The following is a 21,289-nucleotide window of genomic DNA, read 5'->3' as shown; positions in this document are numbered from 1 at the left end:
ATGGGAAGTTATATCGTCAAAAGGATTCTGTTAGCCATCCCTTTACTGATTATCATTTCATTTATAACGTTCGTCCTGATTAATCTATCTCCCTTGGACCCGGCAGTTGTCGTATTACAGGCACAGGAGGTTCCGCAGATTACAGATGAACTGATCGCGCAAACGAATGAAGCGCTGGGATTCGATCAGCCGTTCATGATCCAGTATGCGAACTGGATTATGGCTGTTTTGCAGTTGGACTTTGGCAACTCATATGTATCGGGTGAACCCGTGTGGACTTTGATGGGGCCGGCTTTTTTGAACACATTGAAGTTAACGCTCGTCTCATCGGTATTTATTATTGCGCTGTCCATTCTGCTCGGTGTGATCTGTGCCATGAGAGAAGGCAAGCTGCTGGATCGATCGGTCAGAGGTATTTCCTTTTTCCTCACGGCCATGCCATCCTACTGGCTTGCAGCTATTATGATCTGGTATTTTTCCGTCAAGCTGGATCTGCTGCCTACCAGTGGTATGGACTCGTATCGAAGCTACATTCTTCCTGTGATTGTGATCACGGTGAGTTATACAGGCATTTATTTCCGAACGGTTCGAAGTTCCATGCTGAGCAATATGAATGAGGACTATGTGTTATATGCAAGGGCAAGCGGTCTGAGTGAGAAGAAAGTTACCCTGCATATTCTGAGAAATTCATTACAGGTGGCCGTGTCCATCTTTTGCATGGCGATCCCGATCGTGTTGGGCAGTACGGTAGTCATTGAAAATGTATTTGCCTGGCCGGGGCTCGGTAGGCTCAGCGTGAAATCCATATTAAGCAGGGATTTTCCGATTATTCAGGCGTATGTTCTGATGTTGGCTGTCACCTTTGTGTTGTTTAACACGATATCCGACATCATTAATGCGGCGATGAATCCCCGGTTGAGAAAGGAATTCTGATGCGAATACTGAAAAATCTGAGCAAAGACAAGCTTGCGATGACCTCTTTGGTGGTGATTATCGCTACGCTTATGGCGGGCATTTTGGCTCCGCTTATTGCGCCGCATGATCCTGGACAAGTGAACATGAAGCTTCGATACGCCTCTTCGTCTTGGGAGTATCTATTAGGCAATGATCATCTGGGCAGATGTGTACTATCCCGGCTTATCTATGGTATCCGTCCAAGTGTGTTATGGGTGCTGGTTGCACTCAGTTTATCTGTTCTGATCGGGGCTATTGTTGGATTCATCGCGGGTTACTTCAAGGGGAAAGTGGATGCATGGATTATGAGAGTCTGTGACATTATGCTGTCTTTTCCCGGATACGTGATGACACTGGCGGTGGTTGGCATTTTGGGTGCAGGACTGGAGAACATTTTGATTGCCTTTGTGTGGATGAAATGGGCCTGGTTTGCCCGCGTTATTCGAACATCTGTGATGCAATTCTCCGATATGGATTATGTAAAATTCGCTAAAGCCTCCGGCACGCCTAATCTGAAAATTATAACCAAACATATTGTTCCGGTTACCTTTGCCGATATTGCCGTTATTGCCAGTGGCTCCATGTGTTCAATGATGTTGCAGATCTCCGGTCTTTCCTTTCTGGGGCTCGGCATTCAGGCTCCGCATGCGGAGTGGGGCATGATGCTCAATGAGGCGAGGGAAGTCATGTTCTCCAGACCGGAATTGATGTTGGCACCGGGCCTGGCCATTGTGGTGGTAGTATCGGCTTTTAATTTTCTATCGGATGCCCTTCAGGTGGCTCTAGACCCCAAATTGATGACCTCTCAAGGTAAGTCTGACAAGTCTTACGAAAGTGAGGTGAGAAAGCCGGCTTATGAATATAGTCGAGGTTGAACATTTGAAGGTATGGGACACCAATACAGGCAAAGTGATCATTCATAACAGTTCATTTGAAGTCAAACAGGGAAGCTGTATGGCCATCGTGGGGGAAAGCGGTAGCGGCAAGTCCGTCACGTGCAGGGCCATCATGCGACTGAACAAGCCGTGGATTCGCCAATCGGGCACGATGTTATTCCAGGGCGAAGACCTGAACCAGCTTTCGGAACCGGAGATGCGGCGTAAGCGGGGCAAGCATCTGTGTATGATTTTGCAAAATGGCATGAGTGCATTTGATCCTTCCTGTGTCATTGGTGTTCATATTCGGGAGACGCTTCAGCAGCATTTTGGCTGGAACACCCGTGAGGTTGAACGGAAAATCATCCATGCGATGGAAAGCGTCATGCTCAGACATCCGCGCGAGATTCTGAATCAATATCCACATCAGCTGTCCGGTGGGATGCTGCAACGAATCATGATTGCACTGGCATTGGTGCTGGAGCCTGATCTGATTATTGCGGATGAGCCAACAACGGCACTGGATACGATCTCTCAATATGAAGTGGTGGAGCAATTGATTCAATTACGTGAACGCATGGGCTGTTCCATGATGTTCATCTCCCATGATCTCGGCGTTGTTCAGAAGATTGCAGATGACGTGATGGTCATGAAGGACGGCGAGATCGTAGAGCGCGGCAGCATGCATTCTGTTTTGACAGAGCCGAAGCATGCCTATACGCAGTATCTGGTCTCTACCCGGCTGGAGCTGAGCAATCATTTTAAGGCGTTGATGCAGGGGGACTCTTAGATGCTAAAGGTGGAAGGTATCGAAAAATCATATAACCAAGGCGGACTGTTCTCCAAGAACAAACAACAAGTTTTGAAACAGGTTACCTTTGAATGCCAGCAGGGTGAGTGTCTCGGTATCATCGGTGAAAGCGGAAGTGGTAAATCTACGTTGGGCCGTCTGATTCTGGGCATTGAACGCCCGGATCGTGGAACGATCTCGCTCGATGGTAAAGACGTACAGGATCGACGTGTACGGATGGGTAACATCAGCGCTGTTTTTCAAAATTATACGTCCTCCATCAATCCATTTCTTACCGTGGAAGCTGCCATTATGGAACCGATGCAAGCACAGCAAAAGCTGCGAAAGGATCAAAGTAATTCAGAGAAGGTGGATCTGTTGCTGAGCCAAGTTGGACTGGACCCTTCCTATAGATCCAAATATCCGCATGAACTATCGGGCGGGGAGGCTCAGAGAGTGTGCATTGCCAGGGCCATCTCCACCGCCCCTAAATGCATCGTGTTTGATGAAGCGATCAGCTCACTGGACGTGTCCGTTCAGATCCAGGTGTTGCAATTGTTGAAAGAGCTTAAGGAAATCTACAAGCTGAGCTATGTCTTTATCACACATGATATACAGGCGGCAGCCTATATCTGTGACAGGGTGATCATTTTCAGAGAGGGACAGGTTGTAGAGATCGTTCCGACCAATCAACTTAAGGACGTACAGTCCGATTATGCGAAGCGATTATTGAAGCATTTAATTACATTTTAGGAGGAGCCCCATTGTGAGTGGAGCGATGTCTTGGCCTTTTCTACGCTTGTACATATTGGTTCTTCTATATTTTAGTGCCAATGCTATTCTTAATGTGATCATCCCATTGCAAGGCGAGTCCTTGGGTGCGAGTGGTACAACGATCGGACTGATCATGGGTGCTTATATGTTCACAACGATGTTCTTCAGACCATGGGCCGGTCGGATTATTCAAAAACACGGTCCCATCAAAATATTGCGTCTGATTCTGATTATCAATGGATTTGCGCTGATTTTATATACCTTTACGGGACTTGGCGGTTATTTGGTTGCTCGTATTTTGCAAGGGGTATCGACAGCGTTCTTTTCCATGGCTTTGCAGATTGGCATTATTGATGCCCTTCCGGAGAAGGATCGGTCACAGGGAATTTCGTATTATTCGTTGTTCAGTTACATACCAGGGATCTTGGGACCTGTGCTCGCATTAGGGATATGGCAGGCGGGAGGCATGGATTATTTTACAGTGGTTCTGATCGGCATTGCTGTCTGTACGGGCGTCTTCGGATATACCGCCAAAATGGAACCAAACAAGGAGCAGCCTGCTGAGAATCCATCGGAGCAGAATGTGAGCATGTGGGAATCCTTTGGGCAGTTGGTGAAGAATCCATATTTATTTCGTTGCAGTGTGTTAATGCTCGCTGCTTCCGTTGTATTTGGCGCGATTACCACCTTTATTCCGCTGTATGCGAGCCAAGTACCAAACGGGAATGCCGGCGTATATCTGATGCTTCAGGCAGGAACGGTGGTGCTGGCTCGAATTATGCTTAGGAAAAAGATTCCTTCCGATGGCAGTTGGCATTCTCCTTTCATGATGGGCACCATGTGTCTGCTCGCCGTAGCTGCGCAATGTGTCAGTTTTGCCGTGACAGGCGGAGTGGTCTTTTTCTATGTGGGCGCTGTGTTCATGGGAGTCGGTCAGGCGATCCTGTATCCGACACTCACGACCTATTTATCTTTTGTCTTGCCTAAGCTGAACCGGAACGTCCTGATTGGGTTATTTATCGCGATGGCGGATCTGGGTATTTCTCTGGGTGGTGTGATTATGGGACCCGTCGCTGACTTCTCTTCCTATTCATTTATGTACATGATGTGTGCTATCCTAGGAGCGGTAATGATCGTTTTTGCCTATGAACGGCGGAGACCCGTGTCAGGTACATCTGTGAGTTGACTGCCAGAAGAGAAAGTGGTGACGAACGTTTGAAGTCTTCGATGACGGCAACATCCAATGGGAAATTAAATCCGGTATCCTTTTCGTTTATCCGGTTTTATATGCTGGCCTTTTTATTTTTTGCGGCGAATTCTGCTTTGACGATTATTCTGCCTTTGCGAAGCGAGGCCGCTGGTTTGAATCAGGCTGAGATTGGTCTGATGATGGGGGCATACATGTTCACTTGTATGCTCTTGAGACCTTTTGCAGCACAGCTGCTGGGTAAGCATGGGCCGCTTCGAGTGATGAAATGGCTATTGCTTCTGCATGCGGGCACGTTGCTGTTATTTGTTGTTTTTGGTGTGGAGACGTATCTGTGGTTGCGAGCTCTGCAAGGGGTGGCTACTGCATTTTTCTCCATGACGATGCAGGCGGGTATTGTGGAAAAGTTGGAGGACAAAGACCGGGCACAAGGGCTGTCCATGTACACCCTGTTTACGATGGTTCCTTCTCTGGTCATTCCGATCCTCGCCATACAAATCTGGGAAAATGCCAGTGATCTGGCGTTTACGCTGCTGATGATCGGACTGGCGGCTCTGCCACTTCTGATTGGATATAATGTAGATCTGCCGCGGAGTACCGTACAGAACAAATCGTATACCTTGGGTGATATGTTTCGTTCATTCGGCGGCATCTGGCGTAGTACGCCACTGCTGATCAGCAGTGTGGTGATGTTGTTTGCGTCCTGCGTTTTTGGCGCGACAGCGACCTTTCTTCCCTTGTATATGGTATCCACCGGAATGGCAAGTGCAGGCGTATTTCTGACGATTCAGGGACTGGTTGTGATCCTGTGCAGGTTTATTTTGCGTAAAAAAATTCCGTCCGACGGTAGCTGGAATACCTGGCTGATGGCAGGGTTAATGCTCTGTGCTGCACTGGGAACCCAGTTGCTCAGTCTAATGGAGACCATCGGGCCATTGGTGTATTTATCCGCGGTATTTAGCGGTTTTGCTCTGGCATTGTTGTACCCGACATTAACCACATATCTCTCTTTTGTGCTGCCCGCGGATTCCAGATATGTACTCATGGGGATTTTCATGTCCTCGTATGACCTTGGATTCTCTCTGGGTGGACTGGCAATGGGGCTTATTGTGCAAGTGAGTTCGTATTCGACCATGTTTATGATCTGCACGTTGCTCTCTATTGCAGCGATGATTCTGGTGGTTGTTTTCAGGCAACGGATGGAAGCGGGGAATAAGGCCAGATCTGTGGTGTCTATATAAATTGAACTAAAGAACATTTACACGGATCACTCCGATGACAGAACAACCTTCCGATCGCTGTTATCCCCAGATTTTTTTGATTCCTTTTTATAAAGGTTAAATCCGGGGATGGCGTATGCTTCCGATGTAGCTTTCTTTCAGAAAGCTTGTAGGCGAAGTGTATGCTTTCGAAGTAGCTTTCCTGCAGAAAGCTTGTAGATCCGCTTCTTCAGGTTCTTTCTGTCCTCTCCGTTTCGTGTAGCCTATCCCGCATGTAATGCGAACATTTACAGAGGAGGTTTATGACTCACTTCTTGCCAAAACGTATCCTCAGGATGCGAAAGTGTAAGGGGCGGTCATCAGCCTTTTTTTTGTTTTTTTTGCAGGTTGAATCAAAAATAGTTTGACAACGACCGTCTAACAGGATTATAGTCATTGTTGTTAATCGTAATAATTACTATTAAAGTCTGAATTACACAGACTGCACATATAAGGAGTCGAGATCTATGACACAAAAGCAAGTTCCGGTAACCGTACTGAGTGGTTACCTCGGTTCAGGGAAAACAACGGTTTTGAATCACGTGTTGAACAACAGACAAGGGCTTAAAGTTGCTGTGATCGTCAACGACATGAGTGAGGTCAACATTGATGCTGCGCTGGTCAAGGGGGAGGCAACCTTGTCTCGAACTGAAGAGAAGCTGGTGGAATTGTCCAATGGCTGTATCTGCTGCACCTTGCGAGATGATCTGATGCAGGAGATTGAGAAGCTGGTGAACGAAGGCAAGTATGATTATATTTTGATCGAATCCACGGGCATCAGTGAACCTGTTCCCGTTGCACAGACCTTTACATACGCCGATGAGGAGTCGGGTATTGATCTGACAAGTCTGGCTCGATTGGATTGTCTGGTAACAGTGGTGGATGCTAATCGATTCTGGCATGATTTTGGATCAGGGCAGAGTCTTCTGGACCGTGACCAGGCGAGCGGAGATGAGGACACCCGTGATGTCGTAGACTTGTTGATTGATCAGATTGAGACCTGTGATGTGCTTTTGCTGAACAAATGTGATCTGGTCGATGACACCGAGCTGAACAAGCTCGAAGGGGTCATCCGCAAGCTACAGCCTAACGCCAAGATCATTCGGACTGAGAATGGACAGGTGAATCCGTCTGAGATTCTGAATACAGGCCGCTTTGATTTTGAGAAGGTGAGCATGTCCGCCGGATGGATTCAGGAATTGGAGAAGGAGTCGCATACACCGGAAACCGAGGAATATGGCATTGGTTCCTTTGTATATCGCCGCAGAAAGCCGTTCCATCCTTCCCGTCTGGCTGAATTCATGAGTTACTGGCCGGAAGAAGTGGTACGTGCCAAAGGTTTGGTATGGCTCGCGGCCGAAGGGGATGTTGCTGCAAGCCTCAGCCAGGCAGGGCCATCCATTCAGTTCGGTCCTGCGGGACATTGGGTCGCGGCGTTGCCGGAAGCGGACAAGGAAGAAATTTTGCGTAACGAGCCGGATGTTCTGGAGAAATGGGATGCCCAGTGGGGAGATCGTCAGACGGAGCTTGTCATGATCGGGATCGAAATGGAGCGTGCAAGCATTGAAGATGAGCTGGACCAGTGCCTGCTCAGTGATGAAGAAATGCTGGCCGACTGGGGCCATTTCGACAATCCACTGCCATGGCCTGTGGAAGCCGTATAACTCGGAAGATAATGTTCTAAATATAAATTCAATCGATAAGGAGCTGTAATTCATGGCTAAAAAATCAAAAGTGGTACGTGAGAAGCAACGTCAGGCAATCGTGGCAAAATATGCGGACCTGCGCCGGGAACTGAAGGAAAAAGGGGATTACGAAGCCTTGCAGAAATTGCCGAGGAATGCATCTCCGACTCGTTTGAAGAACCGTTGTGAGGTAACAGGTCGGCCGCGGGGTTATCTACGCAAGTTCAAGGTATCTCGAATTAAGTTCAGAGAACTGGCTCATCAAGGACAGATTCCTGGGGTAACGAAATCCAGCTGGTAAAATGATCAAGGGGTTTTGGTATTTGGCTGAAAGGATGTGCATCACCATGCTGGACTTGTTTACACTAAGAAGAATTCAGTCCGTAATGAACGGCTATATTCACGAGAAGGTACCTGCGCCACTGCGTACGATGGTGAAGTTGACATATGTGATGAATGACAATGAATTGATCCTGACTGAAGAAAGACCTGCGGAGGAGCGGTATCAATGGGACAAGATGCACATTGCCCGATTTTACTGGGAAGATAACCAGTGGAAGGTATATGCCAGAGATGAACAGAGCAGCTGGAATCCGGTAGATGTTATTGCACCTTGTTCCGATTTCGAGGATCTACTCGAGCAGGTGGAACGGGATGAGACCGGACTGTTCTGGCGTGCATAAGGCTGATGAGGATGAAGAAACGAACGAGCATTTATGAAATAAACGAAGAAGACTCTGCATGTTATATGCAGAGTCTTCTTTTTGCGTCAGCATGATGAAGTAATACGTACCGTACCTATAACGAATGATTGTGCATCATACGGAATTGCATAGGCGTTACATTTTCCTGGGTTTTAAAACATCGGATGAAGTAGCTTGACTGTGAAAATCCCGTTTCCAGTGTAATTTGTTTAATAGAAAGGTTGGTTGTTGCGAGCAGCTGTTTCGCATGTAATAGCCTGGATTCCATCAGGAATTCCGGGAAGGAGATGCCAAACGTCTGACTGAACTTTCGGCTAAAGTATGTTGTACTGTATCCGGCAATCCCGGCAGCGTGGTCTAATGTAATGTGCTCGTTACTATGGGAACGAATATAATTCCCTGCTTCACGAATTCGCTCGGAAGTGTGATTTAACGAAACATTGATTTGGCTCGCTGCGGATTGCAATCGGGTCAGAAGTTCATATAGAGTTGCTGCCGTACTGTGCTCGTCCTCCACTTGATAGCCTCTTCCTAGCTCCAGTAATCTGTCCATTAACGAGGTAACCACCGGGAAGTTGGAACATTGAAACAGCCATGGCTCGTCAACACCTTTTCCATTTAACAGTTCTTCGAGACGAATCCCGTAAAAGTGAATCCAACGAATGCTCCAAGGATCATCCGAATCTGAATAGTACGTTTGTCTAAGACCCGGACCATATAGGAATCCCTGACCTCGTGTTAGCTCATAACGAGTGGTTCCCGTGTCCAGGAATCCTTTACCGTCAAGTACGAGGTGCAAATTATAGCAATGATCCAAGTTGATATCTTTGGTTCGATATTCCCGATTCACATGATGTTTCGGAAAGTCACTGTACCCTCCAATAAAATCGGGAAAACATACATGTCTGGGGAAAACCGGCTTGGGGAGAAAGATGTGTTCTTTCAAGTGCATCCTCCATTTAAACGCAATATTTTTATGTGATGAACCGAAATCGATTCAGTTCACTGTTATTTGAATATTCAGCAATGACAATATTTTATTATAAGTCGCATAATCTTGTCATTTATTATCTGTGAAGGTTCCAATAGAATGGAGGCAATATGACAGGTTAAGGGGGCAATTAAAGATGGCAAAATCAATCCAATTGGATGAATTGAAAATGGGGGTCTGTTATTACCCTGAGCATTGGTCGGAACAGTTGTGGGAGGACGATTTCCGCAGAATGCAGGAGATGAATATTACGGTTATCCGGATGGCTGAATTCGCATGGTCCATCTTTGAACCGGAAGAAGGTCAGTTCGATTTTAGTTTTTTCCAGAAGGCATTGGATCTGGCACATCAATACGGCTTGAGCGTTATTTTGGGAACACCGACTGCAACACCACCAGCGTGGTTAACCTCGAAATATCCTGAAGTCTTAAACGCGAATAAGGACGGGGTATTGTATCAACACGGCATGCGACGCCATACCAACTACAGCAGCCCAATCTACAGACAGCAATGTGAGAAAATCGTGCGCAATATGGTGATTGCCTATAAAGATCATCCGGCTCTTATTGGATGGCAGATCGATAACGAATTCAATTGTCATATGGATGTTTTCTATGCTGAGGCTGACCATGTCGCCTTCCGTGAATGGCTTAAGAATCGTTACGAATCGTTGGAGAATCTGAACCAGGCATGGGGAACCGTTTTCTGGAGTCAGACCTACACCGACTGGGCTCAAGTTCACCTTACCCGAAATATGGTCAGCCAATCGCCCAATCCTCACCTGGCATTAGATGAAAAGAGATTCATTTCAGCCAATACCATTTCATTTGCCAAGCTCCAAGTGGATATCATTCGGGAACTGGATCCGGAACGTTGGATCACAACGAACGGTACGTTTGGACACTTGGATAATCATGAAATGACAGAAGACCTGTTGGATTTCTTCTCTTATGATTCGTATCCGCAGTTTGCTACGATCTTCCCAGGGACAGACGACAATTCATTGCAAGACCGGGCATGGAGCATGAAACTGTCCAACGTCCGCAACATGTCACCGAACTTTTGCGTCATGGAACAGCAGTCTGGACCAGGAGGCTGGGTCGACAGTATCGGCATGGGTACGCCAAGACCGGGACAGATCCGATTATGGTCATATCAATCCGTTCTTCATGGAACAGATTTGCTCGTATATTTCCGCTGGCGGACGGCAACGTTCGGAACCGAGATGTACTGGCATGGCATCAATGATTACCATAATCAGCCCAACAGAAGGGTACGCGAGGTTGCACAAGTGGGTGAAGAGTTTGCCAAGATCGGGCGCGTTATTGCGGGTACTACATATCAAGCTGATGTTGCGATCCTGCAGGACTACGATAATATCTGGGATGGTGAGTTGGACGAGTGGCACGGTCCGCTTCAGCAACAGAGCGTACGCTCCTGGTATAAGCAGCTTCAGTATCGTCATATTCCGACAGATATGGTTACACTGCAATCAAAGACAACACTGGAGGAGCTATCCGAGTATAAGGTGATCATTTATGCTCACCCGGCCATCATGACAGACGAAACAGCAGAACTTCTGCAAGCCTATGTCAGTCAAGGAGGCACCCTGTTTTTCGGTGCGCGCACCGGTTATAAGGATCTCAAGGGACACTGTTATATGAGGCCGTTCCCGGGGGCTGTCGCTGAGCTGTGTGGTGTAACCGTGGAGGATTTCACCTTAATCAAAGGAACCGTTTCTGCAGCCAAACTCCAATGGAGCGGGGCAACTGAGCGACTTCAAGAGGGAACGCCAACGGCCGGATTTAACGAAGTTCTTCACGTGGAGCACCCCGACGTGCAGGTCATGGCCGAGTATGCATCCGAATATTATGCAGGTAGCCCTGCATTGACCAAACGTGCGGTAGGTCAGGGGCAGGTATGGTATTACGGAGCGGCTTACAATGAACCGGTCGTAGATGCTATTCTAGATGAAATAGGGCTATCGTCACCTGTGGATGACCTGGTTGAGGTACCGACTGAGGTTGAACTTGGTATCCGTTCTGGTGAGGACAAAGCTTATGTATTTTTACTCAACTACTCGGATCAACAAGTGGCTATCAAGCTTAAGAAAGAAGCAAAAGAGTTACTATCGGGTACAACAATGCAGAATGAAATCAACATGTCCGCGTATGGTGTATTCATCTTTGAGATCGATTTGCCGCAATAAGGAATCCATTCATCCATATATGCGTTATATATAGAACGAAACATCAAAACGCCTTGCAGCGAATGCAAGGCGTTTTGTATATGCACGATGTAATGTTTAACATGCGTTTAGCATTGGCGGTCCTTTTTCTATCATGGACTGTATTGTACATAATTATGCTTCGTACAAAATTTCACCTGTACGTGACACATCATATCCCTCGAATGATTGCAATTCCTGCCTGAACTCCGGCGATTGGAGAATTCGCAGGACCGAATTGATCCAGGCTTCATTGCCTTGCTTCCTCAGCATGACCAGATCATAGCGTTCCTGAACGAGCGGGATAAAATCAACCTGTCCCACAAGTCGTGCAGCCTTCTCAATGCCAACTCCGACATCGGCTTCGCCTGAACTGACTTTGGCTGCCACCCCCATGTGACTGGTTTCTTCGACTTTATATCCGGTCAGACCTACGGATGGTATTCCGTGCAATCGAAGCTGTTCATCCAGCAGTACTCTCGCGCCAGAACCTTTCTCCCGGTTAGCCAGACGAAGTTCAGGCTTGCTCAGATCGGTCCAATTCTGCAAGTTCTGCGGGTTGCCACGCTGTACATACAGTCCGGCAGGACGTGACAGCAGGTTCACCACAACATAAGATCGTCCCGTCAGAATTTTACGAATATACGGCAGATTATATTCACCTGTATCTCCGTCTAGCAGATGGGTACTGACTAGATCAGACTCACCGCGATACATCGAGATAAGTCCATCCAGGCTGCCCATGAACGAACGTAGCGGGCGAATGTCCCGAGTATGTTTCTCCATGTGGCGCATCAGGATATCCAGACTGACATCCTGACCTGTGATCACCAGATGCCGTGGCGTACCTGTCAGACCATGACCAGATATCGCTGGCGCAGAACCGGCGGAATTTGCTGACAATAATGAAGCTCCCTGAGGCTCACTAAAACTTGGCTGAGTCCCTGTTGCCGAGGTCTGATCTGGAGTCGGGATGCGTTGACCTGGGGATTGAAGTTGTTTGGAGCGACGTTTATATGCCTCCAGATCGGTTGCATCAATTCGCATTTGTTTACCCACACGGTAGGCGACGAGATCTCCCTTTTTGATCAGGTCATAGACCGTCAGTTTCGATATTTTGAGCAGCTTGGATATTTCTTCGGTTGTGTAGGATTGCTCCTCCGTCATAAGTGAAGATCCTCCTTCAAAGGTATAGAGCAACTATGGTTTTATCGTAATGGAATGTTTCTTGTACTATACCATTAATTGAGGGAAGCCATAAACGTGAGAATATGTAATAAATCTATAGGACAGGTATCAAAATTCAAATGTGATTGAAATCACCTTCCCATTTATCTTGTCTTGTGTATAATTAGATATAATTAATTATATCTAGTTATAACTAAACATAACATTGGGGGAGAAGTGTATGAGAAAGAGAATCGGATATGTATTAGGAAGTATGTCACTGGGACTGGCTCTTGTATTGGCTGGTTGTGGCGCAAGCACGGGCACTGCGGATACATCCACGGGTGCAGAACAAACAACTTCGACGCCAGCAGCATCAGGCGAAAGTTCATCAGCAGGCGTTACTGATCCGCAGGAAACGGTAGATCTGACGATCTCTGCGGCGGCCAGTCTTACGGATGCCATGAAGGAAATAGAAACGAATTTTGAAACAGCGAATCCCAATATAGAACTGAATTTCAACTTTGGCGCATCAGGTGCCTTGCAACAGCAGATTGAACAAGGTGCACCGGCTGATATCTTTGTATCGGCGGCAACGAAAAATATGAATGCGCTGGTGGACGAAAACCTGATTGCATCGGGCGATCAGAAGAATCTGCTACAGAATTCACTGGTGGCGATCGTGCCAGCAGATGGGACCAATACAGTGGCCAGTGAAACGGATCTCACCAGCGATTCCATCAAGACCGTAGCGATTGGAATTCCGGAAAGTGTGCCAGCGGGAACCTATGCCAAGGAAGCTCTGACCAATGCCAAGCTGTGGGATGAACTGGAAAGCAAGCTTGTGCAGGGGAAAGACGTTAGACAGGTTCTTCAATATGTAGAGACAGGTAATGCAGATGCAGGATTTGTATATAAAACGGATGCTCTTACTTCGGATCAGGTGAAAATTGCGTTTGAGGTGGATAAAAACAGCTACACACCTGCCAACTATCCGGTAGGCATTATCGAAGGAACGAAACATCGTACAGAGGCGGAACAATTCTATGCGTACTTGCAAACCCCTGAAGTGCTGGATATCTTTACGAAATACGGATTCTCTATTTCAGAATGAATGTGAACGCAATAGACTGGTCCGTGTTCTGGTCACCGGTGCGCCTGTCGCTTCAGGTTGCGTTGTTATCCAGCGTGGTTGCCACTGTGCTGGGAATCGCCGTAGCCTGGAAAATGTCGCGTACTTCATTTCGGGGAAAGATTCTACTGGAAACGGCATTTATGCTCCCTTTAGTACTTCCCCCGACGGTGGTCGGATTTCTGTTACTTGTCATATTGGGACGTAAAAGTGTACTTGGACAATGGATTGAAGCGATATTCTCTGCGCCGGTTATTTTCTCTTGGTGGGCAGCGGTGATTGCTTCGGTGGTGGTTGCTTTCCCGTTGGTGTATCAGACGATGAAATCGGGATTCAGCGGTGTGGATCGTGATCTGGAAGATGCGGGCCGTTCGATTGGGGCGAATGAGTGGCAGGTCTTTCGTTACATTTCCCTGCCGCTCGCAGGCAGAGCATTGATGACCGCCTTCATCCTGGGCTTTGCCAGGGCACTCGGCGAATTCGGAGCGACACTGATGATTGCAGGCAATATTCCGGGCAAAACGCAAACGGTACCCACGGCAATCTATGTCGCTGTGGATTCGGGTAATCAGACCATGGCTTGGGCATGGACTGTTTCCATTATTATCATCTCGTTTCTCATGTTACTGATGACCAGACAGCAGCGAGATGGAAAAAACGACTGATTTGATATGTATTAATAGTATATATAAAATAATGAAAAACCCGTTTTGAGGAAAGAACATTTTTCCTTAATGCGGGTTTTTATTATCAATTTCATATGTACCAATATCAATACCCTGCCAAATTGGTCTTAATGGAAATGTAAAGCTGTTTTAACATAAAAAAATAAAAATATTTCCAAAATTTAATCGTTCAGCACTCGCTTTCAATGGGCTTGTTCCTGTAAGATAGAAGTAACTGATTCTAGCCAAGTACTGAAATAAGGAGAGACGACGATGAACACTAAACCTGATTGCGGCGTATCGTTGCAAATCGATGACTATCTGGATCTTTTGCATTTTGCCATCCAAATTCAAGATCAGGAATGGCAGCAATCCCTTATCCACCAACTCAAAATATTTCAGACGGCAACGGAGCAGCAGCGCACACCTGAAGAGGAATTATGGACACGGTTTGATTACATCAACAGCAAACTGACAGGTCTTTGCCACCAGATTCATGCCGCTCATTCCATGGATGAACGCAAGAAATTCGAGGAACGAATCGTTCTCTTGCAATTACAGCGATTGGAAGTTGCACGTAAAATTAAATGGGCGAGTCGCAGATAGATGGTCGTTTAAAACACCACGTGGTGTACCGCCAAAATAGTATAATTCAGTGAGATTCATACATGAAGAAGTCATCCACCAATCGGGTTTTGGGGATGGCTTTTTCGCGTACTACAGAGAAGTCCTATATCCTTATCAGGATGTCCTATTAGCTTAATTATTGCCCAGAAAATACCCAAAGCTGAAGCGAGAACTCGCGCCTTGCGTGTGCTTGAACAAGTCGGACTGTCTGCCAAAATTAATGAGTATCCGAGTATGTTGTCAGGTGGACAATAGCAACGGGTGGGGATTGCCAGAGCACTGGCATTGAATCCCGAAGTGATTTTGTTTGATGAACCGACCTCGGCGCTGGACCCGGAGCTTGTGGGGGAGGTATTGTCTGTCATCCGCTCCATTGCTCAAGAAGGGATTACCATGATTGTGGTTACCCATGAAATGGGTTTTGCCCGTGAGGTGGCGAATCGAGTTGTTTTCATGGATGGAGGCTCTGTTGTGGAGGAAGGAACACCGGAAGAGGTATTTGTGCGTCCGAAACAGGAACGTACTCGCCAATTCCTCAGTCGATATTCTTCCGACTGGAGTTATGTCATCTGACGATATAGGCGCAAGCTGTAGTAACTGACGATCCCGGCCCGGCATATGCTGTAACAGGCAAATGCTGATAGGCCGGGTTTTTCTTTGGGTGAAGCAGGCCGTGACGGTAAGGAGGAGGACCATGCAGAGCAAAATCGATGAAATCATCACACATATTGCACACTCTCACCAGCAGATCGCACGTGTGCTGGATGCCAAACGCCAAGTCGCTGTACGCATGTCTGAAATCATCAATCATTTGCCAGATATCGAACCGGAGTTGGATGGCGTTGACGGTCTGCTGGATAGCTCTGGGCAAATCAACAAAAGCATTATCTCTTACTTGGGAGGCCTTGCAGATCTGGAAGAGGCTGTAGCGGAAACGCTGACCCAAGTCATGCGGGAGATTGCGGTTCAAGAGGAAGAATAAGCCCGGAAGGCGGGTGAAAGAACATGAGTAGAGAACAGAGCCTCATTCTGATGCTGGACGCAGCAGCCAAGATGCAGTGGAATATTGCCCTGATCCTGGAGGCAAAAGCGATTGAGGCCGAGAAGGTACGGAACTGGACGCTGAATCATCTGAATGGGGATACCTTTTTGACGCATGGGGACCAGGTCGGAGAGCCACTCAAAATGCATGATCAGCTGGTGGAATTGCTGGAAGGATTGACCCGGATGGAAACCGGACTGTGCAACAATCTCAAAGCGGTGATGGTACAGAACGATAGCGAAGATGGCGGCGGTATGGACGGTGGCATGTTTGGCGGCATGGATCTGGGAGACATGGGAAAATGAGTCTGATGCGGCGTGAGCAGGAAGCGAAACTGGCTCTCATTGAATCTATTGCACACAGTCAGCAGGCGCTGGCGCGCATTCTGGACAGTGTAGCCAGCGTATCCGCTCATTCGGAAGTATCCGCCCGCAGTCTGGCCGAGAACATTCGTTTGTTGAGTCGTTATCAGGAAGAGATGTCTCGTATGGTTACGGGAATCAGGCTGGCCCGAATCCAGCATGGGGAGCCTGGCTTGCCCTGGCTCAAAGACCCCGGGTGTGCAATTCGTATCGTTCGGGACATACAGGAGGAATGTTGACATGTTAAAGAAGAAGAAAGTACGACTGAGAACCAAAAGAGCTTTGGTAACCCGTGGAGCCCGTCTGCGCAAAATCCGCAAGCTGCGTGCACTCAAGGCCAAGCGTGTGCTTCACAAACGCCCACTTAAAGGACGCAGTGCGTGGCTCAAAAAAAAGAAACGTACGGTACGGCGGCACCGGAGTCCGAAGCCCGTACAACCATTCGTCCCGGCTACCCCTACCGATCCGAACCCGGACAGTGCGTACAGCCAGGGATACAACGAGGCGTACAACGAGGGATTCAACGCGGGTTTCGCCAAGGGATTCGAGGACGGACATCAGCTGGCGTACAAAGCACAGTAACCGAGTAGACACGATTATTCCTGCATGGAATGATACTTGTATAACAGATGTAATAGCCCGGGGGGACAGATCCCTCCGGGTTATTTGCATTACCGCAAAAGCGGACATGCCCGTACAGGCGGATGTGGAGGGCAAGCGCCAATTTTGCGCCTTGCAGGACACCCGTCCATGATGCATCTGACCCCGAGGCATATCCTTTAGAGGGAAGACCAATCACGGGGAGAGTCTGGAAGTGAGATCTCCTGAAGGAAGACAGGGTGAAGAATGTGGCAAAACGAAGACACCGTCCGCTGACCGAAGCGGAGACGGCTTACCGCGGCGGATACGCAGAAGGCCGCAGATTTGGCGGCTGTCAGGCCATGATGGAGCGGGTTCAGGTGTTTCAACCGACCCTGCGGGACATGAAGGTGCTGTATATTCCCCAAGGATTCGATGCCATCGATGAAGGTGTAACCTTGGCCCTGCAGCAGTCTGTACGTGAATGCGTTGTTGGATCGCCAGCAGCGATGTTGCAGGAAGCCAGTCACCATCGGCCCGATGTCGTGCTTGTCATGAATGGTCTGCATGTGTTCCCCGCAGATCATCTGGAGCAGGTGAACGGCATACGTGCACTCGGTATTCGAACAGCTGTATGGTTTGTGGATGATCCGTATTTCACCGAAGATACAGCGACCCTCTGTCAGCATTATGATGTCGTGTTCACACATGAAGAGGCCGCGGTGCCCTTCTATCTGGGACATGGAGCGAGCCAGGTCATCTACATGCCGCTCGCGGTGAATCCAGGCATGTTTCAACCGCGGCGCACGGCACCGCAGCATCAGTACGACATTTGTTTTATCGGTACAGGGTTCTGGAATCGGATTAAGTTGTTTGATGAGCTGGCCCCTTTTCTCGCAGACAAAAAGGTTTTCATCGCGGGTAGTCAGTGGAACCGGCTGGCACGCTTTGATGTACTTGGCCGGTTCATCCACGAAGGGTGGATTGACCCCGGAGCGACCGTGGATTATTACAATGGTGCCAAGATTGTCATTAACATTCACCGGACTTGCGAGAACGGAGAAGACAATCGCAATACGCACCATCTGGAAGGCCGCTCCATTAATCCACGGACGTATGAGATCAGTGCCTGCGGCACGATGCAGATTACGGATACACGCGGAGATCTGCCCCGTTATTATCAGCCGGGCTATGACATTGAGACGTTCAGCAATGCGGCAGAGCTTCAGCACAAGATCCACTATTATCTGAAACATGAAGAGGAACGGCAGGCGATGGCTTGGCGTGGACTTCTCACCACGATGAACCAGCACACGTTCACTCGTCGCATCGCTCAGTTGCTGGAACATTTGTAATCCCAATCCCCATCTGAAGTACAGCAGTAACGAGAACCCTATCCCAAAAATAAAGGAGTGGCGGTATGTCTCTCAAACACCGTAAAACCAAAAAGGTTCATGCACCCGTACTCAGCTTGGCAGATCAAGCACGTAAAAATGGGCAACATGCCGGATATGATGCGGGTAAGGAAGAAGGATATCTGCGCGGTCGCGCCAACTATATTGTGAATTGTGCACAGGAACCGTTACCTTTCCGGCAGCTTCACGTGCTGTATGTATCTTCGGGTAAAGGCTTTCCATACTCTCCGCTGGATGAGGCGATTATGGCCACACTACAGGGCATGGTAGCTCAGGTAACCCTCTCTGATCCGCGTCAACCGGTTTCCGAGATTGCGCTGCAAACGCGTCCTGATCTGGTGCTTGTGCTGGATGGAATGGATATTCCCATCGAGCATATCGATGCAATTCGCCAAGCAGGCATTCAGACGGCGATCTGGCTCACGGATGATCCGTACTATACAGATATGACGCTGGAGATCGTGCATCATTATGACCATATCTTCACGCTGGAACTGAACTGTGTTGAACTGTACCGCCAAACCGGTTGTGCATCGGTTCATTACCTTCCTTTTGCCGCCTTCACCAATCATTACTTCCCAATTACAACGCCTTCCCCATTAAAAAGAGATGTCAGCTTTATCGGCTCCGCCTACTGGAACCGGGTATACTTCTTCAACCCGATCATGGCTCAGCTGATGTCACACAATACGGTATTTAACGGCATCTGGTGGGACCGCCTGCCTGACTACACTGCCTATGGCGAGAAGATTGAACTTGGCCGCTGGATGAGTCCGCAGGAGACCAACGATGTGTACAATGGCACCAAAATTGTCATCAACCTGCATCGGTCCCACGAAGATGACTCGGTCAATAACAATCACCTCAAAATCCCGCCGGCTTCACCGAACCCGAGAACGTTTGAAATTGCCGCATCCACAACGCTACAGCTGACCGATGCACGGGATGATATTGCCCGTTTCTACAAACCAGGTGTGGAGATTGAGACGTATTCCTCCCCGCAGGAGTTGCTCGACAAGGTGGAATATTACCTTACTCATGAGAAGGAACGTCGCGAGATCGCACTTCGAGGGCTCGAACGTACACTGAAAGACCACACGTACGGTAAAAGAATTAATGAAATGTTAACCATCATATTCCCTTAATTTTGGCCGGGAGGAGGTGTGCACAGTACCCTGTATCGGATGTCCGCATACAGGGTCCGTGCGGCCATGGCAATGAAACCAAAGCTGATGTTGTTTTCCCATGTGTGCAACACCCGCAGCATTACGGGCGCGGAGAAGCTGCTGCTTCATTTTATGAGGGAGATCGGTACGATCTTTGATTGTGTGCTCGTAGTTCCGCAGGAGGGGAAGCTTGCGGGGCTTGCACGAAGATTCGGCATTCAGGTCAAAATATGCAATCTGCCGATGCTTCACGGTGTGTACACACCTTACCGGGGCATTGCAGATGATGCGGAGCATCTTCGTCATACACCAGCGTATCAGGAGGCGGTCTCCCTGATTCGGGAAACCGCGCCTGATCTGGTGCTAACGAACACCTGCGTCAATGTAATGCCGGCTGTAGTGGCGAAATCGCTTCAGATTCCGGTCATCTGGAAGATCACCGAGATCATTCATTCGAATGAACATACAATCGAGGCGATCCAGATGATTGGCCGTTATGCAGATTGGATTATCGGTATATCCGAGACAGCGGTGGCCCCATTTCATGAAGCCGGCATGGGTGACAAACTGACCGTCATTTCGCCTACTTGGGAACCCGCGCTACCCGCACCGGACCGCTGGGTTCATCTGCGTGAGCGCAAGCGCAAGGAACTCGGTTTCAAGTCATCACAGACCTGTATCGGTTATATTTCTTCCTTTATATATGATGCCAAAGGGTTGAAACCTTTTGTAGATATGGCCTTGAAGATCTGTGAAACGCACTCGCGCTGTCGTTTCTGGATCATCGGCGCACCATCGGATAAAAAGTATTACGACGAGTGTGTATCACGAGTGAAGAAATCCGGGTATTCGCGCCGATTTACCTTTACCACATTTGAAGAGAACGTATCTTTGGCGTATACCGCCATGGATATTGTAGTCATTCCGAGCATGGTCAAAGAAGGATTTGGTATGACCGCATTGGAGGGGCTCTACTTTGCCAAACCGGTCATCGCCTTCGCTCAGGGTGGACTGAAGGAATTGATGGAATCCGTAGGCAGTGATACCTTTCTGGCCCCGCCGGGGGATACCGAAGCGCTGGTCACATTAGCGACAACCTTGCTGAATGATTCCGATCTGGCCTCGGATACGGGGTGGCGCAATCGGACAGAAGCGGAAAGGCTCTACGGGATTGAAACCTACCGAACGAAATTGCATACGATGGTGACACAGTGGTTGTTACGTTTTCCCGGATGGTTTACGTACATCCAGCCTCCGAATGGACCTGTGTACACATGGGGAGAGGGCGGATTACGTACAGTACTGGCTCTGGAACCTGCTACAGTGAGGGCACTCTTATTCCCACTGAGCGTTATCCAGGCGTTGCCGCTTTCCTCATTACCTCCGATTGCATTGGGTCACGATGCTCCGGGTGCAGCGGCTCGCTCCGTTGCAAAGCTCATTCAACAGGGTGGCAGAACGGGGAAACGTCGACGCAAATCACTTGCACCACATACTCGCCGAGACCGTGAGGGCTTGAAACAAGCTTCGGGTACTGGCAAACGTAAGGGGAAACCCCGTACAACGAAGGGACCGCGTCCGCATATGGGAAAATCGGCTAGTCGCAGACGTAAATCTGCCAAGGCGGGACGTAGCCGAGTGAGGCGCAAAGGTTCCAATACAAGATGA

General features: G+C 48.4%; 22 protein-coding genes and 1 pseudogene. 21 read left to right on the top strand and 2 right to left on the bottom strand.

The genetic code is table 11. The features are described 5' to 3' along the window. The 9 genes from opp1B to PAHA3_RS27800 all read left to right on the top strand — a co-directional run bounded on the left by opp1B (nucleotide 1) and on the right by PAHA3_RS27800 (nucleotide 8,227). Complete coding sequence (gene opp1B, locus PAHA3_RS27840) at nucleotides 1-933, top strand: nickel/cobalt ABC transporter permease (protein ID WP_062837884.1); 933 nt, start codon at nucleotides 1-3, stop codon at nucleotides 931-933. Further along, nucleotides 933-1,829: a staphylopine uptake ABC transporter permease subunit CntC gene (gene cntC, locus PAHA3_RS27835; RefSeq protein WP_062837883.1), complete on the top strand. Its 897-nt coding sequence runs from the start codon at nucleotides 933-935 to the stop codon at nucleotides 1,827-1,829. The genes opp1B and cntC overlap by 1 nt, the downstream gene beginning before the upstream one ends. Further along, nucleotides 1,810-2,619, top strand: coding sequence for a staphylopine uptake ABC transporter ATP-binding protein CntD (cntD, locus tag PAHA3_RS27830; RefSeq protein ID WP_062837882.1), 810 nt, complete (start codon nucleotides 1,810-1,812; stop codon nucleotides 2,617-2,619). The genes cntC and cntD overlap by 20 nt, the downstream gene beginning before the upstream one ends. Beyond that, nucleotides 2,620-3,372 carry an ABC transporter ATP-binding protein gene (locus PAHA3_RS27825; protein WP_062837881.1) on the top strand — a complete coding sequence of 251 codons (753 nt, stop codon included), beginning with the start codon at nucleotides 2,620-2,622 and terminating at the stop codon, nucleotides 3,370-3,372. A gap of 13 nt (nucleotides 3,373-3,385) precedes the next feature. Further along, on the top strand, nucleotides 3,386-4,579 hold the full coding sequence (gene cntE, locus PAHA3_RS27820) for a staphylopine family metallophore export MFS transporter CntE (RefSeq protein WP_062837880.1): 1,194 nt from the start codon (nucleotides 3,386-3,388) through the stop codon (nucleotides 4,577-4,579). Continuing rightward, complete coding sequence (gene cntE, locus PAHA3_RS27815) at nucleotides 4,576-5,841, top strand: staphylopine family metallophore export MFS transporter CntE (RefSeq protein WP_371327973.1); 1,266 nt, start codon at nucleotides 4,576-4,578, stop codon at nucleotides 5,839-5,841. Before cntE (PAHA3_RS27820) ends, cntE (PAHA3_RS27815) begins: the two co-directional genes overlap by 4 nt. 485 nt (nucleotides 5,842-6,326) lie before the next feature. Continuing rightward, entirely contained in the window at nucleotides 6,327-7,523 is a 1,197-nt protein-coding gene (locus PAHA3_RS27810) for a GTP-binding protein (protein WP_062837878.1), read from the top strand. Nucleotides 7,524-7,575: 52 nt separating this feature from the next. Continuing rightward, nucleotides 7,576-7,845, top strand: a complete 270-nt coding sequence (gene rpsN, locus PAHA3_RS27805; protein ID WP_036605831.1) for a 30S ribosomal protein S14 — start codon at nucleotides 7,576-7,578, stop codon at nucleotides 7,843-7,845. A 22-nt stretch (nucleotides 7,846-7,867) separates the two neighbouring features. Further along, nucleotides 7,868-8,227 (top strand): DUF3024 domain-containing protein, encoded by a 360-nt coding sequence (locus PAHA3_RS27800; protein WP_167350961.1) that lies wholly within the window; start codon nucleotides 7,868-7,870, stop codon nucleotides 8,225-8,227. 115 nt (nucleotides 8,228-8,342) lie between these two features. Here the strand turns inward: PAHA3_RS27800 and PAHA3_RS27795 are convergent, their stop codons facing one another. Then, the gene (locus tag PAHA3_RS27795; RefSeq protein WP_235599586.1) at nucleotides 8,343-9,200 is read right to left on the bottom strand and encodes a helix-turn-helix transcriptional regulator; all 858 of its coding nucleotides are present in this window, start codon (nucleotides 9,198-9,200) and stop codon (nucleotides 8,343-8,345) included. Nucleotides 9,201-9,375: 175 nt separating this feature from the next. On the opposite strand from PAHA3_RS27795, the gene PAHA3_RS27790 reads away from it, so the two are divergent. Further along, complete coding sequence (locus tag PAHA3_RS27790; RefSeq protein WP_062837875.1) at nucleotides 9,376-11,448, top strand: beta-galactosidase; 2,073 nt, start codon at nucleotides 9,376-9,378, stop codon at nucleotides 11,446-11,448. 153 nt (nucleotides 11,449-11,601) lie between these two features. On the opposite strand, the gene PAHA3_RS27785 is transcribed toward PAHA3_RS27790, so the two are convergent. After that, nucleotides 11,602-12,633, bottom strand: a complete 1,032-nt coding sequence (locus tag PAHA3_RS27785) for a substrate-binding domain-containing protein (protein WP_062837874.1) — start codon at nucleotides 12,631-12,633, stop codon at nucleotides 11,602-11,604. A gap of 241 nt (nucleotides 12,634-12,874) precedes the next feature. On the opposite strand from PAHA3_RS27785, the gene modA reads away from it, so the two are divergent. The 11 genes and pseudogenes from modA to PAHA3_RS27730 all read left to right on the top strand — a co-directional run bounded on the left by modA (nucleotide 12,875) and on the right by PAHA3_RS27730 (nucleotide 21,289). Beyond that, complete coding sequence (gene modA / locus PAHA3_RS27780; RefSeq protein ID WP_062837873.1) at nucleotides 12,875-13,747, top strand: molybdate ABC transporter substrate-binding protein; 873 nt, start codon at nucleotides 12,875-12,877, stop codon at nucleotides 13,745-13,747. Then, nucleotides 13,744-14,430, top strand: a complete 687-nt coding sequence (modB, locus tag PAHA3_RS27775) for a molybdate ABC transporter permease subunit (protein ID WP_082763036.1) — start codon at nucleotides 13,744-13,746, stop codon at nucleotides 14,428-14,430. Before modA ends, modB begins: the two co-directional genes overlap by 4 nt. A 273-nt stretch (nucleotides 14,431-14,703) precedes the next feature. After that, nucleotides 14,704-15,036, top strand: a complete 333-nt coding sequence (locus tag PAHA3_RS27770) for a hypothetical protein (protein WP_062837872.1) — start codon at nucleotides 14,704-14,706, stop codon at nucleotides 15,034-15,036. Between the two features lie 174 nt (nucleotides 15,037-15,210). Next, nucleotides 15,211-15,630 (top strand): annotated as a pseudogene (locus PAHA3_RS27765) (amino acid ABC transporter ATP-binding protein); the annotation flags it as partial. Between the two features lie 121 nt (nucleotides 15,631-15,751). Then, nucleotides 15,752-16,039, top strand: a complete 288-nt coding sequence (locus PAHA3_RS27760) for a hypothetical protein (RefSeq protein WP_017692509.1) — start codon at nucleotides 15,752-15,754, stop codon at nucleotides 16,037-16,039. 23 nt (nucleotides 16,040-16,062) lie between these two features. After that, a complete protein-coding gene (locus PAHA3_RS27755) occupies nucleotides 16,063-16,404 on the top strand; it encodes a hypothetical protein (RefSeq protein WP_017692510.1) in 342 nt (113 codons plus the stop codon). Further along, nucleotides 16,401-16,700, top strand: a complete 300-nt coding sequence (locus PAHA3_RS27750; RefSeq protein ID WP_062837871.1) for a hypothetical protein — start codon at nucleotides 16,401-16,403, stop codon at nucleotides 16,698-16,700. The genes PAHA3_RS27755 and PAHA3_RS27750 overlap by 4 nt, the downstream gene beginning before the upstream one ends. Nucleotide 16,701: 1 nt before the next feature. Beyond that, nucleotides 16,702-17,043, top strand: a complete 342-nt coding sequence (locus PAHA3_RS27745; protein WP_062837870.1) for a hypothetical protein — start codon at nucleotides 16,702-16,704, stop codon at nucleotides 17,041-17,043. Nucleotides 17,044-17,300: 257 nt separating this feature from the next. Continuing rightward, complete coding sequence (locus PAHA3_RS27740; protein ID WP_062837869.1) at nucleotides 17,301-18,395, top strand: CgeB family protein; 1,095 nt, start codon at nucleotides 17,301-17,303, stop codon at nucleotides 18,393-18,395. Between the two features lie 65 nt (nucleotides 18,396-18,460). Further along, on the top strand, nucleotides 18,461-19,600 hold the full coding sequence (locus PAHA3_RS27735; RefSeq protein ID WP_062837868.1) for a CgeB family protein: 1,140 nt from the start codon (nucleotides 18,461-18,463) through the stop codon (nucleotides 19,598-19,600). Between the two features lie 39 nt (nucleotides 19,601-19,639). Continuing rightward, nucleotides 19,640-21,289, top strand: a complete 1,650-nt coding sequence (locus PAHA3_RS27730; RefSeq protein ID WP_235599585.1) for a glycosyltransferase family 4 protein — start codon at nucleotides 19,640-19,642, stop codon at nucleotides 21,287-21,289.

The organism is Paenibacillus amylolyticus (genome assembly GCF_001570725.1).
GTDB classification, from domain to species: Bacteria; Bacillota; Bacilli; order Paenibacillales; family Paenibacillaceae; genus Paenibacillus; species Paenibacillus amylolyticus_A.
The sequence above is the reverse complement of the archived record's forward strand: the minus strand, read 5'-3'. Positions and strand labels throughout refer to the sequence as shown.

Excerpts from the sequence above, each read along its gene's own strand:
- opp1B (WP_062837884.1), top strand. The coding sequence starts at position 1 with ATGGGAAGTTATATCGTCAAAAGGATTCTGTTAGCCATCCCTTTACTG.
- cntC (WP_062837883.1), top strand. The coding sequence starts at position 933 with ATGCGAATACTGAAAAATCTGAGCAAAGACAAGCTTGCGATGACCTCT.
- cntD (WP_062837882.1), top strand. The coding sequence starts at position 1,810 with ATGAATATAGTCGAGGTTGAACATTTGAAGGTATGGGACACCAATACA.
- PAHA3_RS27825 (WP_062837881.1), top strand. The coding sequence starts at position 2,620 with ATGCTAAAGGTGGAAGGTATCGAAAAATCATATAACCAAGGCGGACTG.
- PAHA3_RS27810 (WP_062837878.1), top strand. The coding sequence starts at position 6,327 with ATGACACAAAAGCAAGTTCCGGTAACCGTACTGAGTGGTTACCTCGGT.
- rpsN (WP_036605831.1), top strand. The coding sequence starts at position 7,576 with ATGGCTAAAAAATCAAAAGTGGTACGTGAGAAGCAACGTCAGGCAATC.
- PAHA3_RS27795 (WP_235599586.1), bottom strand. The coding sequence starts at position 9,200 with ATGCACTTGAAAGAACACATCTTTCTCCCCAAGCCGGTTTTCCCCAGA.
- PAHA3_RS27790 (WP_062837875.1), top strand. The coding sequence starts at position 9,376 with ATGGCAAAATCAATCCAATTGGATGAATTGAAAATGGGGGTCTGTTAT.
- PAHA3_RS27785 (WP_062837874.1), bottom strand. The coding sequence starts at position 12,633 with ATGACGGAGGAGCAATCCTACACAACCGAAGAAATATCCAAGCTGCTC.
- modA (WP_062837873.1), top strand. The coding sequence starts at position 12,875 with ATGAGAAAGAGAATCGGATATGTATTAGGAAGTATGTCACTGGGACTG.
- modB (WP_082763036.1), top strand. The coding sequence starts at position 13,744 with ATGAATGTGAACGCAATAGACTGGTCCGTGTTCTGGTCACCGGTGCGC.
- PAHA3_RS27770 (WP_062837872.1), top strand. The coding sequence starts at position 14,704 with ATGAACACTAAACCTGATTGCGGCGTATCGTTGCAAATCGATGACTAT.
- PAHA3_RS27760 (WP_017692509.1), top strand. The coding sequence starts at position 15,752 with ATGCAGAGCAAAATCGATGAAATCATCACACATATTGCACACTCTCAC.
- PAHA3_RS27755 (WP_017692510.1), top strand. The coding sequence starts at position 16,063 with ATGAGTAGAGAACAGAGCCTCATTCTGATGCTGGACGCAGCAGCCAAG.
- PAHA3_RS27750 (WP_062837871.1), top strand. The coding sequence starts at position 16,401 with ATGAGTCTGATGCGGCGTGAGCAGGAAGCGAAACTGGCTCTCATTGAA.
- PAHA3_RS27745 (WP_062837870.1), top strand. The coding sequence starts at position 16,702 with ATGTTAAAGAAGAAGAAAGTACGACTGAGAACCAAAAGAGCTTTGGTA.
- PAHA3_RS27735 (WP_062837868.1), top strand. The coding sequence starts at position 18,461 with ATGTCTCTCAAACACCGTAAAACCAAAAAGGTTCATGCACCCGTACTC.
- PAHA3_RS27730 (WP_235599585.1), top strand. The coding sequence starts at position 19,640 with ATGTCCGCATACAGGGTCCGTGCGGCCATGGCAATGAAACCAAAGCTG.